General features: G+C 59.8%; 15 protein-coding genes. 7 read left to right on the forward strand and 8 right to left on the reverse strand.

The genetic code is table 11. The features are described 5' to 3' along the window. Window positions 1-108: 108 nt before the first annotated feature. The 5 genes from AC3A4Z_RS07890 to AC3A4Z_RS07910 form a co-directional block, all read right to left on the reverse strand. Window positions 109-957, reverse strand: a complete 849-nt coding sequence (locus AC3A4Z_RS07890) for an IclR family transcriptional regulator (RefSeq protein WP_498711062.1) — start codon at window positions 955-957, stop codon at window positions 109-111. 50 nt (window positions 958-1,007) lie between these two features. Beyond that, the gene (locus tag AC3A4Z_RS07895) at window positions 1,008-2,225 is read right to left on the reverse strand and encodes a mandelate racemase/muconate lactonizing enzyme family protein (RefSeq protein WP_498711063.1); all 1,218 of its coding nucleotides are present in this window, start codon (window positions 2,223-2,225) and stop codon (window positions 1,008-1,010) included. Then, on the reverse strand, window positions 2,222-3,214 hold the full coding sequence (locus AC3A4Z_RS07900; protein ID WP_498711140.1) for a C-terminal binding protein: 993 nt from the start codon (window positions 3,212-3,214) through the stop codon (window positions 2,222-2,224). The genes AC3A4Z_RS07895 and AC3A4Z_RS07900 overlap by 4 nt, the downstream gene beginning before the upstream one ends. Before the next feature lie 43 nt (window positions 3,215-3,257). After that, entirely contained in the window at window positions 3,258-3,836 is a 579-nt protein-coding gene (locus AC3A4Z_RS07905; protein ID WP_498711064.1) for an OsmC family protein, read from the reverse strand. 76 nt (window positions 3,837-3,912) lie between these two features. Continuing rightward, entirely contained in the window at window positions 3,913-5,259 is a 1,347-nt protein-coding gene (locus AC3A4Z_RS07910) for an MFS transporter (protein WP_498711065.1), read from the reverse strand. A gap of 345 nt (window positions 5,260-5,604) precedes the next feature. Here AC3A4Z_RS07910 and AC3A4Z_RS07915 point away from each other — a divergent pair, with 345 nt between their 5' ends. Both AC3A4Z_RS07915 and AC3A4Z_RS07920 read left to right on the forward strand, forming a co-directional pair. Continuing rightward, window positions 5,605-5,871, forward strand: coding sequence for a hypothetical protein (locus AC3A4Z_RS07915; protein ID WP_498711066.1), 267 nt, complete (start codon window positions 5,605-5,607; stop codon window positions 5,869-5,871). 210 nt (window positions 5,872-6,081) lie between these two features. Continuing rightward, window positions 6,082-6,837 (forward strand): helix-turn-helix transcriptional regulator, encoded by a 756-nt coding sequence (locus tag AC3A4Z_RS07920; RefSeq protein ID WP_498711067.1) that lies wholly within the window; start codon window positions 6,082-6,084, stop codon window positions 6,835-6,837. A gap of 45 nt (window positions 6,838-6,882) precedes the next feature. Here the strand turns inward: AC3A4Z_RS07920 and AC3A4Z_RS07925 are convergent, their stop codons facing one another. Beyond that, window positions 6,883-8,097 (reverse strand): MalY/PatB family protein, encoded by a 1,215-nt coding sequence (locus AC3A4Z_RS07925; protein ID WP_498711068.1) that lies wholly within the window; start codon window positions 8,095-8,097, stop codon window positions 6,883-6,885. A 20-nt stretch (window positions 8,098-8,117) separates the two neighbouring features. After that, complete coding sequence (locus AC3A4Z_RS07930) at window positions 8,118-8,534, reverse strand: RidA family protein (RefSeq protein ID WP_498711069.1); 417 nt, start codon at window positions 8,532-8,534, stop codon at window positions 8,118-8,120. Window positions 8,535-8,973: 439 nt separating this feature from the next. Here AC3A4Z_RS07930 and AC3A4Z_RS07935 point away from each other — a divergent pair, with 439 nt between their 5' ends. Next, window positions 8,974-10,479: an amino acid permease gene (locus tag AC3A4Z_RS07935; RefSeq protein WP_498711070.1), complete on the forward strand. Its 1,506-nt coding sequence runs from the start codon at window positions 8,974-8,976 to the stop codon at window positions 10,477-10,479. Window positions 10,480-10,796: 317 nt separating this feature from the next. Next, window positions 10,797-11,090, forward strand: coding sequence for a hypothetical protein (locus AC3A4Z_RS07940; RefSeq protein WP_498711071.1), 294 nt, complete (start codon window positions 10,797-10,799; stop codon window positions 11,088-11,090). A gap of 304 nt (window positions 11,091-11,394) precedes the next feature. Here AC3A4Z_RS07940 and metH read toward each other — a convergent pair whose 3' ends face one another. After that, a complete protein-coding gene (gene metH / locus AC3A4Z_RS07945; RefSeq protein ID WP_498711072.1) occupies window positions 11,395-15,036 on the reverse strand; it encodes a methionine synthase in 3,642 nt (1,213 codons plus the stop codon). A 460-nt stretch (window positions 15,037-15,496) separates the two neighbouring features. Between metH and AC3A4Z_RS07950 the strand changes: the two genes are divergently transcribed. Genes AC3A4Z_RS07950 through AC3A4Z_RS07960 form a run of 3 tightly spaced genes read left to right on the forward strand, consistent with a single transcriptional unit; the run spans window position 15,497 to window position 19,048 of the window. After that, window positions 15,497-16,390: a phosphoribosyltransferase-like protein gene (locus AC3A4Z_RS07950; RefSeq protein WP_498711073.1), complete on the forward strand. Its 894-nt coding sequence runs from the start codon at window positions 15,497-15,499 to the stop codon at window positions 16,388-16,390. Continuing rightward, entirely contained in the window at window positions 16,363-18,288 is a 1,926-nt protein-coding gene (locus AC3A4Z_RS07955) for an ORC-CDC6 family AAA ATPase (protein ID WP_498711074.1), read from the forward strand. Before AC3A4Z_RS07950 ends, AC3A4Z_RS07955 begins: the two co-directional genes overlap by 28 nt. Next, window positions 18,278-19,048 (forward strand): hypothetical protein, encoded by a 771-nt coding sequence (locus tag AC3A4Z_RS07960; RefSeq protein WP_498711076.1) that lies wholly within the window; start codon window positions 18,278-18,280, stop codon window positions 19,046-19,048. Before AC3A4Z_RS07955 ends, AC3A4Z_RS07960 begins: the two co-directional genes overlap by 11 nt. Window positions 19,049-19,086: the final 38 nt, after the last annotated feature.

Here is a 19,086-nt window from a genome sequence, read left to right on the forward strand (position 1 = left end):
TTATGTTCGGCTGCGTCCCACGCAACGAGGACCTTGCGCGATCGCTTGTCCGTCAGCTTCGATGAGGCAACAGTTTCAGTGAGCGTTCGCTTCTTATCGCGGACCGGTTCAGCTGTTGACGCTGAGGCGGCGCATGCTGCTGTTGCTGAAGCGGGGATCAAGTTCGATCAGGGCTTCCGAGAAGGCGGCAGCCTCCTGCTGCAACCACTCGACGATTTGAGAGCGCCTGGGCTCGGTCATGCGCGGTTCTATTGCTGCAACGCTGAGCGACGCTACGGGGTCTCCGTCCGATCCCAAGACGGGAACTCCAAGACCGGCAGAGTCCGGGATCAGGAGCCCGGGGAAATACGCATATCCGTTGGCCCGGGCTTCATCGACCATTTGACGCACCACGGTGGATTCAAGGCCAAGATTTCCACCCGGATGATCAGCATCGTCCCGGATGATTCGTTCGATGTCATCGTCACCGAGCCATGCCAGCAGGGCAAGGCTCCCGGCGCAGGTACCGAGGCGTAGCCGGTCGCCAACGCGCGGGTTGAGAGTGCGGATGGGGAAAGACCCTACGGCCTGGTCAATGCAGAGGGCCTTGTTGCCGGCACGCACCGAAAGGTAGACAGTGTCTCCGGTCAGTTCAGCGAGGCGGAGCAGGTGTGGTTCAGCTACGTCAAGTAGTCCGTGCCTGTCTGCTGCGGCGCTTCCGTACCCAACCAGGGGCATGCCCAGGAAGAATGTCCCTGAATCGTCGTCCTGCTCGACCCAGCCAATTTTGGAGAGCGTCGCCAGCAGCCGGTGAACTGTGGTCTTGGAGAGTTTGGTTTCAGCGGCTATGTCGACCAGGCGGCTGCCGCTGCGGCCCGCGGCGGAGATCGCCTGGATCACAGCGGCAGCCCGCTCCACACTTCGGATGCTGTCCGTGGCCCCAGCTAGCGCAGGCCCCTGCTCTTCGGGCGTCGTCATGGAATCAGAGTATCCGGTATTGACATGCGAAGATCCGGGCGCTGTCATGGCTACCGCTTTATCCCGAGATAGGCAGTTCGTTTTACAGCCGGTCGCGAAAGGATCGCCTCTTCAATGGGTTCTGTCCCCCACCCTGGCCGGCCGGGCACCTGCAGCCGGTCCCCGCGCAGAACCGGCGCGTGAGTGAAGAGTTCATCGTCGAATTCAAGGCGGTCCACATCGTGTTCCATAATCCGCAGGTTCGGTGCAGCTGCCGCGAAATTAGCGGACATCATGGTCGAGAGGTGGCTGTAGAAGTTGTGCGGGGCAACGTTAACGTCGAAGGCTTCGGCGGTGTTGGCGATCTTCATTGCCTGCCAGGCGCCGTTCCAGATGACGTCGACAATGCCGACGTCCAAGGATTGCCGTTTGAAGTACGGCAGGAACTCGCGGACTCCAAAGAGGGTCTCGCAGGAAGCGATGGGGACGCCGCTTTGTTCCCGGATGTGCGCCAGGGCATCAGGGTTGTACAGGTCGAGCTCAGCCCAGAAAAGGTTGGCGTCCTTCAGTGCACGCAACAGACGCAGGTATCCCTCAGTGCGGGCGTTGAAGTTCATGTCCAGGAGAATCTCGACCTCATCCCCCACGCCCTCTCGAAGGGCCTCGATGTGGGCCACGACGTCCTTGATGAGCTTCAGATCGATGTTCAGTCCTGGTTCGTAGGGGTTACCGAAGCCGGCGCCCCAAGACTTGGGGCCGTTGGGACCGTACGAGAACATGTTGGTCTTGACCGCTCCGAAGCCGCGATCACGCGCTTCCCGCCCGGCATCAGTGACACCGGCCAGGTCCGAAATGCGCGAGCCATAGTGATCGGGGTGGCTGATGCGCCAGCTGGCGCAGTGGGACCAGTAGACCTGAATTTCATCCCGGTGCTTGCCACCGAGCAACTGGTGGACAGGAATACCAAGGATCTTGGCCTTGGCATCAAGCATGGCGTTCTCGATCGCGCCAAATGCCTCTGCCGGCAGCCCGGAGGGGGCCGGCCGTGCCGTTGCGGCGACCTGCATGTAAGTGCGCTCATGGTTGAAGATATCGGCGCCCACAAAGAGGGGGGCATAGAGCTCGATCACGTTGGTAAGGCCCCGGGGGCCGAAGTCTTCGTCGAACTCGGACCAACCGACGACGCCGTCCTCGGTCGTGAGTTTAACGAAGTGGTAATTACGCCACCCCGCATCGCAGGACAACGTTTCGATGCTGCGGATTCGTACGGTCACTTCATCGTGGTTCATCTTGCCTCCATCGGAAAGAATTTAGTGTGTGGTGTGTTGACCGGGTGGGCAACCTGCTGGCCGTTCAACAGGCGGGCTACATCGGCAAAGGCACTCGTGCTGACCTCTTGTAAAGAGTCAGCGGAGAGATACGCGATATGCGGCGTCAGGGTGATGGCGGGCTGGGACCGCAGGGGGCTGGCCGCCTGAAGCGGTTCCTGCTCGAAAACGTCCAGGGCCGCCCCAGCCAAATGTCCGGAACCGACGGCCTCTGCCAGGGCGGCTTCGTCGATGATGCCGCCCCGGGCTACGTTGACCAGGAAGCTGCCTTTTTTGAATCGGCGCAGGGTGTCTTCATCGATGAGGTTCCGTGTCTGGTCGGTCAGGGGGAGGTGCAGCGACACGATGTCCGCTGTGGCGATGAGCTCCTCAAATCCCACCGCTTTCACCTCAGTTGAAGCCGTGTTGTCCGGTTTGGTACGTGGGCTGTGAACGCGGATGGAGAAGCCGATGGGTGCCGCGATCTCTGCCAGCCGTTTCCCTGAGCGCCCGTAACCGACGATCCCGAGGGTCAGTTCGGACGGCCGTCGAATGGTTCGGCCGATCTCCTGCCCGTTCCATCCATGCGCCCGGACATCGGTGTCGAAGTCCCTGATCCGGCGTATGCCGCTGAGGATGAGTGCGAGGGCGTGGGTGGCAACGTCTGTGTAGTTGCCGTCCGGCACGTTGGTTACCTGTACCCCAAGTTCGGTTGCGGCGGCCATGTCGATTGAATCGACACCAACTCCGGGCCGTGCAATCACTTTGAGGTGCGGCAGGGCTTCCAGGACGGTCCGCGTGATGGGCTCGGTCATGACGACGAGCCCATCCGCGTCCCTGCAGTTCGCGATGATTTCGGCCTCCGTTGCAGAGGGCCGTGCCTCGAATGAAACACCGAGTTCTTGGAAACCCTTCACCGTTGCCTGGTCGACAGCGATTGGGGAGGCATCAATTTTGTATACCCGGTGCATCACGAACGCTTCCTATTCTGCGGTTTGTCGATCTGGTGTCGGACTACGCGAGTGTCGTGACCACATCAACGGGGCGGATGAGGGTGTCCCGGATCGGGGACCGCTGCTGCACCGTTTCGACCAAGTCCTCAAGTTCCTCGCGGGTCGCCGTCGGAGCATCGAGTTCGACCGTGACGCGGATCTGGCTGGCGCCGGGGTGCTCTTCAGGTGCAATGCCCAGGAATGAGGCCAGGTCGAAGTCTGCCTCGAGCTGCAGCTTGTAGCTTTTCAGTTCGATGTTTCGGGCGGCGGCGTTGGCCGTGAGGGTGACCGTGTAGCAACCTGCGAGGGCCTGCAGAACGTATTCGGCGGGTGACACGGCGGTGTCTGTTCCGAGGAGGCTGGCCGGCTCGTCGCTGCGCATCTCGAACTTACCTGCACGGGACGCGTCCTTCTGGCCGGCCTGGGTGAGCGCGCCGGTGGCGGACCGAAGCTTGAAGCCGTCTTCCCATTCGCCCTCTACGGAAAACGTGACTTCACCGAGGGTCCGCTCGCCCCGCACGGCGTCGATGGTGGCCGTGAGCTGGTCCAGATCGACGCCATTGACGATGCCGCGCTGTGTGTTGGTCTCTGTTACAGACATTGATGATCTCCTGTTTGTTCTGGCAAGTGCCAAGTCCATGTAACCATAGTTCCGATGTGCGGAACAGGGTTCCGTTTTATTTTATAGCTACGGGTGCGTGAGCGAGTTCTTCTGCCGCTACTTTCGCGTTCTTGATGATCCTGGCCCGGGCGACCAGGACAAGGGCGCCTGACAGCAGTGTGAAGGCGCTGGCAACGAGCATTCCGGGCTGAAGGCTTCCGGTCATGTCCTTGAAGTATCCGGAGATGTAGGGGGCGAAGAATCCGGCGAGGTTACCGATGGAGTTGATCAGGCCGATACCCGCGGCCGCAGCTGTGCCGGTCAGGAATGTGGGGGGAATCTGCCAGAACACTGGAATGGAGCAGAAGACTCCAACAGCCGTGATGCAGATGCCGATCATGCTCAGCAGGGGTGAGCCAAGGACCAGTGATACGGCGAGGGCGGTTCCGCCCAGGAAGCAGGTAATTGCGACATGGATGAAGCGGGACTGCGTCTTGTCTGAGTGCCGTGACCAGGGCAGCATGACGGCAGTGGCGACGGCATAGGGGATTGCCGAAATCAGGCCGATCTGGGTGAGGTCGAACTTCACGCCGTACGTTGCCTGGAAGCCGGAAACAATCTGCGGGAGGAAGAACCCTACTGCGTAGACACCGTATGCGATTCCGAAGTAGATGAATCCCAGCATGAAGACACGGGGGCTGAAAGCCTTGCGGATTGAGTGCCCGTCGTGGGCAGCGTCAACTGCCGCGTCTTCGGCCGCAATGGTGGCCTCCAGCCGTTCGGCGTCGGCCTTGTTGAGCCATTTGGCCTTGGTGGGGCGATCAACAAGGATGAAATAGCCGATGACTCCCGCGAGCACCGTAATCACGCCCTCGATGAGGAACATGAAACGCCAGCCGACAAGTCCGAAGATGCCGTCGCCGTACTGCATCATCATGGTCGAAATTGGCGATCCCAGGAGGAATGAGATCGGAGCTGCGATGTAGACGAAAGCTACGATGCGTGCCCGCTGTCCGCGGGGGAACCACATGCCAAGGAAGTAGATGATACCGGGGAAGAACCCTGCCTCGGCAACGCCGAGCAGGAAGCGCAGGATATAGAAACTGATCGGTCCCTGGACGAAGGCCATCGCGGCAGCGATGGCGCCCCAGGTCACCACGATTCGGGTGATCCAGATGCGCGCACCGAACCTATCAAGCATGAACTGGCTGGGTACTTCAAAGAGGAAGTACCCGATGAAAAATACGCCTGCTCCCAGCCCATAAGCAGTTGCGCTCAGCCCCAGGTCAACATTCATGGTCAGAGCGGCGAAGCCTACGTTGACACGGTCTACGTAGCTGAGGAAATACAGAATCATCAGCATGGGAAGTAGGCGCACAGCGACCTTCTTCAGAACTGGTTTGTCGATGTCGGCGATAGTCATCGAGGGTGCCTCCTACAACGTCAATGTTGTTTGTGAATATGACAAGTTTCGTTTCCACCAAGGTGGAATCTTTGTAGTGCCGCCGGCATCAGTGCGCGGTGACTCAAGCTCTTCAGTCAACTGGACTGGGGATAAAGCGGATCCGAACGGACTCGTTTGCCTTACGCCTTTAGTGAACCAGCTCACGTAGGGTTCGTCAAGAAAAAGTTTCACTAGGCGGGTTTATGTACTGCGTGGCGGAACGCGCGCCTGACACGATGGGCATTAGCTCCTATGAAGAGCGGCCCCTGCGGAAGCGGGGGTAACGCCCAGGTTGATTTACGATCCGAAGTGATAGCCCCAGTAATGAACAGGCCGCCTGGAGTTGTCCGTGGCTGGGACACGGCCAAAGCCAGGACCGACCATGCAGACCCCGCCACTGCCGCTGGAGTTTCGCGGGCTACGGTTTCCCTGGTGCTGATGGTCTTCTCCGCGGGCTCCATCCCCGTCGAACAGGAACACGGCGATACCGAAATCCATGCGGGTAATCATCTTGCTTTCCCGGCCTCGCGGCAGTACGCCTACGTCGACGTCGGCGCCACCCGAGCAGGCTTCGTGCGTGTCGCAGAGTAGATCCTGCCTTCGAAGCGCTCATTGGGTGGAGGACAGACGGAACGGTGAAGCGGGAAAACCTGGCGTATGCCTGTCTCTGAATCGCCATCAGCGCTGGCCGTGGATATGGAAAGCCGCGAAGCACCCCCGTGTGCCCGTGTATTTGAACAGAGTGTTAAAATTCTAGGACTGAGTGCGGTGGATTCAACAGTTTTGCAACGGAGGACTAGCATGAGCAGTCAGATGAGAGACACGATGGCGCCAGCTCCAGAAGGCCTCCGGGGAATGGATGCTGAATCAATCAACTGCGTTCTCGAGCTTCTGGTGGAGCCTCTCCAGGCTTCTGTTCCGCAACCGACGGAGGTTGTACTGCACGATTTGCAGCGAATCCCGGACACGGTCCGGGCCATTGCCGGGGTAGTGACCGGTCGGCGCATCGGCGACCCGCCCACGGACAAACTTCTGGAACGGGTTGCTGCGGGAGACCTGAGCCACGAGATTGGGTATCGGTCGCAGTTGCCCGACGGGCGGATACTTCAGAGCACCACGATCATCTACTCTGACCGGGACGGTCGTGCCGCAGCAGCACTATGCCTGAACACAGATGTGTCCGCCTGGGTTACGTTGCGTGCAGCAATGGATCGTTTTGTCTTGGGCCACGAGGCGGCACCTGCGCAGACGCAGGCTTCGCTGGCTGCGCACCGGTCGGCGCCATCGTCGGGGGCGGTGAACGGAAGTGAGTACTTTCCACACAGTGTTGAAGAGCTGAGCGGTCGACTTGTTGATGCAGCGATTTCGACTGTTGGGGTGCCGCCCGAGAAGATGCGCAAGGAGCATAAGGTCCAGGTAGTGGCTGAACTTGACCGGCGTGGCTTCTTTTTGATCAAGCAGGCCGCGGAGACGGTTGCTACCGCGCTGGGAGTCACCAGGTTCACGATTTACAACTATCTCAATGAAGTGAACGGATCGGCCGAACAAAGCGCTTAAGCAAAAGCAGGCCCGGGACTCTTTCCCGGGCCTGCTTTCTTGGTTTCAGGGACGGACCCGTCCCATTCGTTCGACAGCTTCAGTCAGGATCGTCTGGGACGTCGCGAAGTTCAAGCGCACGTGACCCTCACCGCCACTTCCGAATACGTGCCCTGAGCTCAATGCCACCCTCGCTTTGTCCAGGAACAGCTGCGCCGGCCCGGCCAAATCACTGACCACGGCCAGCCCGCCGGGGCTCTGGTGTGTTTGTACTCCGAGGTGCCGGCAGTCCAGCCAGGCCAGATAGGTACCTTCGGGCTCTTTGTAGCCAACGTCCGGCAAATGTTCTGCAAGCAAGTGCCTAAGCAGGGTTCGGTTCGAGTCCAGGCCCTGAATCAACGCCTTGAGCCACTCCTGCCCGTGCTCGAGCGCCGCTGTGTGGGCGATGAGCCCCAGATGGCTTGGTCCGTGACTGACTTCTTCGGGCATGCGGGCGAGGTCTGCAGCAGCGTCGGGGCCGGCCACAGCCAGTGCGGCTTTCAGCCCGGCCAGGTTCCATGCCTTCGAGGCCGACATCACGGCAAAGGCGTTCTCGGAGCCGGGGACACTCAGGAACGGGATGAACGTGGAGCCAGGCAGAACGAGCGGAGCATGAATCTCGTCCGAAACGACCCGCACTCCGTACTTGTTCGCTAGTTCAGCCACCGCCGTCAGCTCGCGGAGCGTGTGAACCGTGCCAGTGGGGTTGTGCGGATTACTCAACAGGTAGGCGGCCCTGCGTCCCTCCTGCTTGATGCGGCTGAAGGTTTCCTCGAGGGCAGCCAGGTCAATCCGCAGATCTTCGCCCAGGGGTGCTTCCAGAACCTGCCGGTTGTCATGGGTAACGAAGGCATAGAAGGGTGCATAGACCGGGGAATTGACGACAACTGCGTCACCGGGACTGGTAATCAGTCGCAGAACTTCCACGACGCCCATCATCACGTCAGGAACAATCGCAGTCCTGCTGACCTCCAACCCTCTCCACGCCCAATGCGAGGCCGCGAAAGCAGCAAAGGCCTCGGCATAGGCTGTGCCGACCGGATAACCGGTGTCACCTGCGTCGATAGCACGATGGAGTGCCTCGGCGACGGGGGGCGCAAGTCTGACGTCCATCTCCGCAACCCACAGCGGGAGGACGTCATCCGGGTGGGTCCGCCACTTCATGCTTGTGCGCTGACGAAGATCGTTCAGGCTCAGCTCCTCCAGAGGGTTGGGAAGCTGGCTGGCGACATCGGCATGCATGCCATCAATTCTCTCTGTGATCAGCATTGGACTGCCAACTCAATTTCCACGCAAGCCCCCAACGGAAGAGACGCCACACCCAGCGCCAATCGCGCATGCCGGCCCCGCTCCCCCAAAGCATCCAGAATCAGTTGGGATGCCGCATCCACAACTGCAGGCGCATTACTGAACCCTTCTCCGGCAGCGACATACCCGCCCAGCCGGGCGACACCCTTCACCGCATCCAGGGAACCCAACGTCTCACGGATCACCTTGAGGCAGTTGCTGGCGGCCAGGGTCGCCGCCTCCCTGGCCTGTTCCACGGTTACTTCCGTCCCCACCTTGCCCGGATACAGGACACCGGACCCGTCCACAGGAAGCTGACCCGAGACAAACAGCAGGTCACCGACGCGCATTGCGCGGGCGTAAAGGGGAGGGGCAGTTACTGGCGTTGTCATAGTGAGGCCTTCCATACATTCAAGAATCAGGGCAGACACACCAGCGCTGCAGCGTATTCATGGCCGAAGCTTCGATAGGCATCTGTGGGTGGTGGTCGAAGATCATAATTACACAAAAAGTGTAGGCGTGGAAGCGGCAGGACTGCCATGTGCAGCGGAATGGGCAACTTTCGTGACCTTTGCTTGAATTTTTTACAACGGAGTGTTGATTCTTCTGTGACTTGGGGCATATCCTCAACTCTGAATTGAAAGTACGAAGGTGCCCCTCGCTCTCGACCTTCAATCCGGATCCTTGCTCCTTCGCCTTCCTGTGCTCTTGCACGCCCGGTTAGGGATGCGGGAAAACCCTTCGACATCTCCACGGCAGATGCTCCCATCCTGACAACCCCTCCTACGGTTGACCGGAATCGGTCGCATCACCGGCCAATGAAAGGTCCCCATGTCCGTTCCTTTACCTGACCTTGACCTGCCACCAGAGCGGGAAACCACCCGTGAAACCCGCTCTGTTCACGCTGAAGACGCCGGCTATCAGAAGAGTCTGAAGCCACGCCAAATCCAGATGATCGCCATCGGCGGCGCCATCGGGACCGGCCTGTTCCTGGGCGCCGGCGGCCGCCTTGCGGCCGCAGGACCGTCGTTGATCCTGGCCTACGCCCTTTGTGGATTCTTCGCTTTCCTCATCCTGCGCGCTCTTGGTGAACTGGTACTTCACCGACCGACATCTGGCTCGTTCGTCTCCTACGCCCGGGAATTCTTCGGCGAGAAGGCCGCGTTCGTCTCCGGCTGGTTCTACTGGCTTGTCTGGGCCACGACGACCGTGGCTGACACCACCGCCGCAGCCCTCTACATGAACTTTTTCGGCAACTATGTACCGTGGATCGGAGCAGTTCCGCAGTGGGCCTGGGCACTTATTTCGCTCGTGCTGGTGCTCGGCCTGAACCTGATCTCGGTCAAGGTATTCGGCGAGATGGAATTCTGGTTCGCGTTCGTGAAGGTGGCGGCGCTCGTTATCTTCCTCCTTGTAGGCACCTACTTCGTTGTCTTCGGCACTCCCACAGGTTCACCTGTCGGTATCCAGTTGATCCTCGATAACGGCGGGTTCTTTCCCACCGGTGTGCTGCCCATGATTGTCCTGATGCAGGGTGTCATCTTTGCCTACGCCTCGATCGAGCTGGTCGGCACGGCCGCCGGTGAAACGAAGAACCCCGAGAAGATCATCCCCAAGGCCATCAACTCGGTGGTCTTCCGCATCGCAGTCTTCTACGTCGGCTCCGTCATCCTGCTTTCTCTCCTGTTGCCCTACACCTCCTACCAAAAAGGTGTCAGCCCCTTCGTAACGTTCTTCGGTTCCATCGGCATCCAGGGCGTAGACGTCATCATGAACCTTGTCGTCCTCACCGCCGCCCTGTCCTCCCTCAACGCCGGGCTCTACTCCACCGGCCGGATCCTGCGCTCCATGTCCGTCAACGGCTCAGCCCCCAAATTCGCCTCCCGTATGAATAAAGCCGGTGTCCCCTACGGCGGCATCGCCATCACCGCGGTGGTCTCCCTCCTGGGTGTCCCGCTGAACTACTTGCTTCCGGGCGAGGCCTTTGAAATCGTCCTCAGCGTTGCGGCGGTCGGCATCATCACCACCTGGGCCACCATTCTCCTTTGCCAGATCCAGCTCAAACGTTGGGCTGACAAGGGTTGGCTCAAGCGCCCTTCCTTCCGCATGTTTGGCGCCCCCTACACCGGGTACCTCTCCCTCCTCTTCCTGGGCGTGGTGCTTATCATGATCTTTATCGACACCCCCGCGACGCTCCTCGTCACGATCGTGGCTGTGGCCCTCATGGTGGTCGGATGGTTTGCCTGCAGGGACCGCATCAGGACCATTGCAGAGACACGGGAGGGCTTCACCGGCGCGGATTCAGCCATACTCAGCCCGGACCACCAGAAGTCATAACCCCTCCCCCGCGCCGTCCGGCGGGGTGCTTCTTCCCAGCCCAGTGTCGTGTGATCGGTTGAAACCCCACGACTAGCAAACTCAAACGCCGGGTTTCGGTGAGACCGAAACCCGGCGTCAAGAAAACTTCGTCTTAGACAACCTCTGAGATGCAGGAGACGAAGTTTGCCTTCACGCCTAGAGGAGTAGTTGCAAGCCCACACGTCTAGAAGAGGCCTCGCAAAGGATGTGAGTTCGAACGTCGTCCCCTACATAGACGCGCGGGCTTCTTGCCGCAACGAGTCCGGCCACATCACGTGCCATTACGAAGGACAAACATGAAGCTCGAAAATTACAACCAGTGGAGCGCCCTCATCGGCGCACGCGTGGAAATCCGCCACAACGGGGTCGCCATCAGGAACGGCACTGTCGATGATGCAACGGATGATTCCTCCGTTCTCTGGATTGCTGCCGAGGGCGTCCAGCCACGAACTATGTATGAGGCAGCTTTGGGGTACCAAGCCTGGGTCAAACCCCAAGAGCTAGACGGGACCAGCTGCTTCCGATACCGGATGACAACGGCTCATCTCTACCCGTTCAACCAAGCACCCGCCCTCAGCAATGCCCGGTGAGTACGGATAACAGACGGACATGTGAGTGTCCTTCCAGTTAGGGCACACCCCAACCTGACGTCAGACCATCATCCAAAAACTGTCAGGTTAGGGTCTGTAACGGCTTCCAGCAGACGCCTCATGGACAGCCCTAGATTCCAAACTGACACCTGGCAGCGGTACGGCCGCACCGGCCTTGGCACCCACAAGCCTTTCGGGCTCGACTCCTGCCTGGCGCAGGCAGACCCGGCCGCTCCACTCCCGGCACATCAGCAGGTGTACCGGCCGCGCCGGGGAGGCCATCGAGGCCAACGGCCGCCCCGACTCACACCTTGAAGTACTTCGCCTCCGGGTGGTGGAACACAAACGCGTCGGTGGACTGCTCGGGGTGCAGCATCAGCTCGTCGCTGAGGATCACGCCCATGCGCTCGGGCTTCAGCAGTTCCGTCACCTTGCGGCGGTCCTCCATGTCCGGGCATGCGGGGTAGCCCAGGGAGAACCGGGCACCGCGGTAGTCGAGCTTGAAATACCCTGCCGTGTCCTTGGGCTCCTCGGCCGCGAAGCCCAGCTCCTTGCGGATCCGCGCGTGCCAGAACTCGGCCAGCGCCTCGGTGAGCTGCATGACCAGGCCGTTGAGCTCGTAGTAGTCGCGGTACTGGTTGGCGGCGAACATCTTGGACGTGAACTCCTCGATCTTTGAGCCGGCGGTGACCAGCTGCACCGGCAGGACGTCGATCTGCCCGGATTCGCGGGACTTCACAAAGTCGGCGAGGCACAGGTGCCGGTCGCGGCGCTGGCGCGGGAAGTCGAAACGGAGCCGGTCGGTGCCGATCGGACCGCCTGAACCACCGTCGGGGGCGAGCAGTCCCGCAGCGCCGAGGACGCCGTCGCGGTCCTCGCCGTGGTGCAGCACCACTACCTGTTCGCCTTCGGAGACCACCGGGAAGTAGCCGTAGGCGACGGAGGCATCGAGCATTCCCTCGCCGAGGATGCGGTCCAGCCAGTAGCGCAGGCGCGGCCGGCCTTCGCGTTCCACCAGCTCCTCGTAGGAGGCGCCGTCTTCGCCGCGGCCGGGCTTGAGCCCCCACTGCCCCATAAACGTGGCGCGCTCGTCGAGGAAGGCAGAGTAATCGTGGAGCGAGACGCCGCGCACGATGCGCGTGCCCCAGAACGGCGGGGCGGGCACGGGGTTGTCGGAGGCGACGTCGGACCGGCCGGGCATTGCCTCCGGCTCGGTCACCGTGAACTTGGCCCCTCCCTTGTGGATGCGCTTCTTCAGCGGCGGCAGGCCGACGTCGTCCGGCGACTCACCGCGTGCCACGCGGACCAGCGGCTCCATCAGCGAAAGGCCCTCGAAGGCGTCCTTGGCGTAGCGGACGACGCCGTCGAACTGCTCGGCCAGGTCCTGCTCCACGTAGGCGCGCGTCAGGGCTGCGCCGCCGAGGATGACGGGCCACTTCTTCGCCAGGCCGCGGGACTGCAGCTCGGCGAGGTTTTCCTTCATCACCACGGTGGATTTCACCAGCAGCCCGGACATGCCGATCACGTCGGCGTTGTGCTCCTCGGCCGCGGCCATGATCTCGGCGATGCCCTGCTTGATGCCGATGTTGACCACTTTGTAGCCGTTGTTGGTGAGGATGATGTCCACCAGGTTCTTGCCGATATCGTGCACGTCGCCGCGCACGGTGGCAATCACCATGGTGCCCTTGCCGGAGGAGTCCGACTTCTCCATGTGCGGTTCGAGCAGGGCGACGGCGTTCTTCATCACCTCGGCGGACTGCAGCACGAACGGCAGCTGCATCTCGCCTGCGCCGAAGCGTTCGCCCACCACCTTCATGCCCTCAAGCAGGTGGTCGTTGATGATGCCGAGCGGGGTCATGCCCTCGCTGCGGGCCAGATCGAGGTCCGCTTCGAGGCCCTTGCCTTCGCCGTCGATGATGCGCCGTTCCAAGCGCGCGCCGGTGGGCAGCGCCGCGAGTTCAGCGGCGCGCTGGTCCTTGAGCGCTGCGGTGTCGACGCCGGCGAACATGTCCAGCATGATGGCCAGGGGGTCGTAGGTGGTGTTGCCGTCGGCGTCGTATTCGCGGCGGTCCCAGACGAGGTCCAGGGCCACCTTGCGCTGCTCTTCCGGCAGGGACGCGAGCGGCACGATCTTGGCGGCGTCGATGATGCCGCTGGTCAGGCCTGCCTGCACGGCCTCGTGCAGGAACACGGAGTTCAGGACGACTCGAGCTGCCGGGTTCAGGCCGAAGGACACGTTGGAGACGCCGAGCGTGGTGTTGATGCCGGGGTACTTCGCGGTGATCTGGCGGATGGCCTCGATGGTTTCGATGCCGTCGCGGCGGGTTTCCTCCTGGCCGGTGGCCACGGGGAAGGTCAGGCAGTCGACGATGATGTCCTCGACGCGCATCCCCCATTCGCCCACCAGGGCGTCGACGAGGCGTGAAGCGATGGCAACCTTGCCCTCGGTGGTGCGTGCCTGGCCCTCTTCGTTGATGGTCAGGGCGATCACGGCGGTGCCGTGTTCCTTCACGAGCGGCATGATGCGCGCGAAGCGGCTGTCCGGGCCGTCGCCGTCTTCGTAGTTGACGGAGTTGACCACCGGGCGGCCGCCGATGTGCTCGAGGCCGGCCTGCAGCACGGCCGGTTCGGTGGAGTCCATGACCAGCGGGAGCGTGGAGGCCGACGCGAAACGCGAGACGATCTCCTTCATGTCGGCAACGCCGTCGCGCCCCACGTAGTCGATGCAGACGTCCAGCAGGTGGGCGCCGACGCGGATCTGCTCGCGGGCGATGTCCACGCAGTCGTCCCAGCGCTCTTCGAGCATCGCCTGGCGGAACGCCTTGGAGCCGTTGGCGTTGGTGCGTTCGCCGATGGCGAGGTAGGAGGCGTCCTGGTCGAAGTTCACGTGCTGGTAGAGGGAGGCGACGCCGGCTTCACGTTCGGTGGGGACGCGGGCTGGCTTGCCGCTGTCGGTGACCACGGCTTTGGTGCGGAAGGGCTCAAGGCGTTCGACGACGGCGGCCATGTGCTCCGGCGTCGTACCGCAGCAGCCGCCCACCAGGCCCAGGCCGAATTCGCGCACGAACTGCTCGTGTGCGGTGGCGAGTTCGGTGGGGGTGAGCGGGTAGTGCGCGCCGTTGGCGCCGAGGATGGGCAGGCCGGCGTTGGGCATGCAGGCGATGGCCACGGAGGACTGCTTGGAGAGGTGGCGGAGGTGCTCGCTCATCTCGTCCGGGCCGGTGGCGCAGTTCAGTCCGATGGCGTCGACGCCGAGCGGTTCCAGGGCGGTGAGGGCGGCGCCGATTTCGGAGCCCATAAGCATAGTTCCGGTGGTTTCGACCGTCACCTCGACGAAGATGGGGAGGCGGATTCCCTTGGAGACGATGGCCTGCTTGCAGCCGTTGACCGCGGCTTTGGTCTGCAGGAGGTCCTGGCTGGTTTCGATGAGGAAGGCGTCGGCACCGCCGTCGATGAGGCCCTCGGCCTGCAGGGCGAAGGTCTGCTTGAGGTAGTCGTAGCTGGTGTGGCCGAGGCTGGGGAGCTTGGTGCCGGGGCCCATGGAGCCGAGGACCCAGCGCATGCGGCCGTCTGTTTCTTCTGCTGCCTCGGCGCGTTCGCGGGCGATCTTCGCGCCTTTGAGGGCGAGTTCTGCGATGCGGTCATCGATGCCGTAGTCCGAGAGGTTGGACCAGTTGGCGCCGAAGGTGTTCGTTTCGACGGCGTCGATGCCCGTGGCGAAGTAGGCGTCGTGGATGTCCGCAATGACGTCCGGGCGCGTGTCGTTGAGGATCTCGTTGCAGCCCTCGAGGTTCTGGAAGTCCACCTCGAGCGACAGCTCCCGGCCCTGGAGCATCGTGCCCATGGCGCCGTCGGCAATGACGACGCGGTGGTTCACTGCGTCCAGAAGCTCTTGCGCACGGACAGGGCGGGGCACGGACTCAATATCAAGCGCAAAACGAGGCATCTATTCAGGTTACGGGCGACACGCCGAAACATTGCTTCGTATGTCAGTGTGCTACGGCGGGCGGATTGTCACCGGCGCCGGTCGTGAGGCTCGCCCAGGCATGACCGCCGGAAGGACTTAGCCCGTTAAGAGGCAACGATGATTCCGGCAGCCGGAGCCTCTGCAAGCCACGATAAGCTCGTTGGTCAGTCAAGTGCTCTCCTATCCAAGAACTCAGAGTGGAGGTTTTGCCACTACCATTCAGCCCGTTCGACTTACACCCGCTCTCCCCTACTCCTGCCCTCTTGCTTGTAACCATCGCGGACGCTCCTTGTCGCCACTACGCAGGCGGTCTTCCGCGAAGTTAGGCAGAAGACCTGCCATGCAAAAACCGAAGCCAGCCAATGCGCGGAGCAAATGAAGCTCGCCCCTTTCCCTACGCTTGAGAAGTGTGGCCTCCCCTACCCAGTAAGTTAGAGGCATGATCGCGGAGCCCATCAACGTCAAGTTATTACTCGAGTCGAGAAGCGAGTTCTCCGATTCCAATATCTGGCCGATGCAGCCGATGGACATCGACCCGGCGGGGTGGATGAGCAACTTTGACGAGGAAGACAGGCCGGTGGCGGCAGCTCTTCTGGAGTCTTTCGTATTCTTCAATGACGAAATGGTCTCATCGCTCTTGCGTTCTGCGCTGGCCTCAATTGCAAGCCATCCAGATTTCGAAGCCGGTATAGCTGCTTGGGAGGCCTTCTTAGATCAAGTGCTTGTATCGTTCCCGACGGGTGAAGAACCTAGCCCCACTGACTCCGGATACCACTTTGTAAGAAAAATGCGACAATTCGGGTTCGACGAGGATCGGATTCTCGACCCCCAAGGAATGGTGAATCGGATTGAGCACCAACAAAATTCCGTCTCCTTGATATTGGTCGATGACATCATCGGCAGCGGAGACCAGCTCGTAGCTTCATGGAATCGTGACTATCCACTGCGAAGCGGCGGATATACATCCTTGGCCGCCCATTGGGAGGAAAAGAAGATCGACGCCGTGTACGTCATCGCTCCCGTTGTGTCTTGGGAAGCTAAACAGCGCTTGGGGGAAGACCTACCATTCATGCGTGTCCGTGCGGCTCACACTCTCGGCCAAGAGTATTCTGCTCTGAGCGAGCACACTCTCTTGGTGCCCGGGATCTTACGCAAGCAGTTGAAGGACGTAGTCATCAAGTATGCACCTCGCATAGGCTTTTCGGAGGACGAGGCTTTTGGACATGGGCGGTTCGGGCTAAACCTCGCCTTCGGCCACTCGACACCGGATCTCACTCTGCCTTTGATTTGGTCAACCGCGGAGGGTTGGAAGCCGCTCAGGAGAAGAAACTGATGGCGCGGGAGGGGTCTGCTGACGTTTCCGCCAGGATCCAACGGTATTTGGGCCAGTACCGTGCCGAGTACCTACGCGACAAAATTTTTGACCTCTTCTCTGAACCCGCCTACTGGGACCGCTTGTCGGATACAAAGCCCTGTCTGATTGTTGGTGGTCGTGGAACAGGAAAAACAACAACGCTTCGGCAACTCGCTTATGAGGGTCAATATCGGCTTCACGGATCGGATATTGCTAGCTGGAGTGCTCTGGGACTTTACTGGCGAATCGAAACAAATTTAACGGCAACCTTTCAAGGGACAAGGCTTTCCGAAGCAGACTGGATTCGCACGTTTTCTCACTACATCAATCTGCAATTCGTAGATATGCTCGTTTCATTTGTCACTTGGCGCCAGTCCACCATGGGGGAAGCTACAAGACTCAATCCGCGCGAGCTACGCAGGACCTGTCTTGCCCTCAGGATGGACGAGACTACCGATTTTTCGGTATTTGCCGACCAAGTCAGTGACCAGATCCTCCGATTCGAATCGGCAATAAACGGATTAGGCACGCCTCTTTCCGATTTGGACCTATCAGTTCTTGGCCGCCCAGTAGCTTCAATGGTAGCTGCTATCTTGGATGACGAATCAATTGGGCATTCAGACATAACTTTTTGTCTTGATGAATACGAAAACTTAGAACCGTATCAGCAACGCGTTATCAATACGTTAATAAAGCACGTTGGCGATCGAGGCTTCACGTTCAAGATCGGCATGCGTCAAAACGGCCTACATGAACGCGCAACTCTCAGTTCATCAGAATTCTTGGTAGAACCCGCCGATTTCGTAAAAATCAACATCGAAGATGAGATCAAGCAGAACGGTTTTGGCCGTTTTGCTGCGTCCGTCTGCAATGATCGACTAGTCAAAATGTCCCTTGAAGACCGCGAGTTCTCAGCACTCCGACTCCTCACCGTGCAGGACCTCCTGCCAGAGATGTCACTTGCGTCAGAAGCATCACTGTTGGGCGCAAGCAGAATAAGAGACGATGCGCGTAATCAGCTACTCCATGAAGGCGTGGCAGCCGAAGACCTGCGCCGCTTTGACTCTATGGATGATCTTGAGGCTTGCTTCGTTGGGTTCTGGGCTGAGTCCCAAGACACATCCCTTTCAAGTGTACTTACAGAGGCACTAGCGAAGCCTGGCGAGTGGAAAACGCGTGTAGGGAATCATGGCTACGCCATGCTCTTTTCGCTCCGACCTGGGCGCACGGGCCTATCCAAGTACTACTGCGGCTGGTCCACGTTCCTAATGCTTGCGGACGGCAATATTCGTTACCTTCTGTACCTCGTGACAGAGGCACTAATACAACATGTAAAGCAGGGTGGCGATCTCTTATCGCCCGTTTCCGCACATAACCAAACCGTCGCTGCGCAGGCTGTTGGTGAACGAGTGGTATTCGAGCTCGCTGGTTTACATAAGCGCGGCACCCAGCTGACACGCCTTGTTCTTGGTCTCGGTCGAGTATTTGGAGTGATGGCAAAGCAACCACACGGTCACGCACCCGAAGTCTCGCAGTTTCGAATCACCGACAACAAGTCCAACGAGGAAATTAAGGAATTGCTGACAGCCGGCGTTATGCATAATGCTCTTGTTAGATTTACTGGAGATAAGATGGCCGCAGTTTCTCCGGAAACGAAAGACTTCGATTATCAGCTTCATCCAATTGTATCTCCATTTTTCGTGTACAGCCCAAGACGCAAGAGACGCATGAATCTTCGCTCCGAAGACTTTTTGGGCCTTGCTAGCACTGATTCTACAAAGTACATCCGGAAACTTTTATCGCGAACAAACAGAGAAATTGAGAGCGAGCCGCCAGCGCAGATGTCACTGTTTTCGGAGTTCTTCAATGGTGGCTAAAATATATCCTGGCCTAACCCAGGAGTTGCGGCGTGAGAATTTCCTGCTGCCCGCCGGTTCTTCTTACCTCTACAAATGCGCTGGAGCGGAGGAGCGAGCACTTGTCGACGCGACCTGGCTTGAAACCCAGGCTAGCCGCGGAGTAAACATCGTGGAGCTTTCAGCTGAGACGAAAGAGTCTGCGTCGTTCCGGCATCAGTCGGGGGGTCAGAACGTGGAACTTTCTCTTTTCAACCTTGCCGAGGTCCAGGAATATCTGAAGCCGCTACCCCAACCAATTTATATTGACATAACAGGTGCCGCATTTGGCACATGGGCGGTTTTGGTTCGAGCTGCGTTGACCTCACAACTTGATCTCAAGGTACTTTACGTCGAACCAAAAGATTACATGAGAGCGGATTCGCCTGTTGGGAGTTTGAAGTACAACCTTTCCGAAAGGACGGACGGAATCTCACCTTTGCCGGGCTTTGCTCGACTTGCCAGAGCACGCCGCTCTGGTGGTGACATACTTGTGCCTTTGCTGGGATTCGAGGGGGATCGATTAGCGCGAATCTTTGAAGAGGTTCAGCCCTCAGATTCTTCCACCTACCCGGTGGTCGGCCTTCCGGGCTTTCGGCCGGAGTACCCCTTTCACACCATCGAAAGCAACATTCGTTACTTGGATGAACAACGTTCAATGTCAAAGATGCGTTTTGCCCCGCGCCAATTGTCCCTTCAGTCTTTATGCGCTGTTGTCGGAGTTAGCTTCATACTTTCCTGACCGCCTTATTCAGATCGCAGTTCTTGGCACGAAACCCC

This window comes from Arthrobacter sp. Soil_C_49, assembly GCF_057656635.1.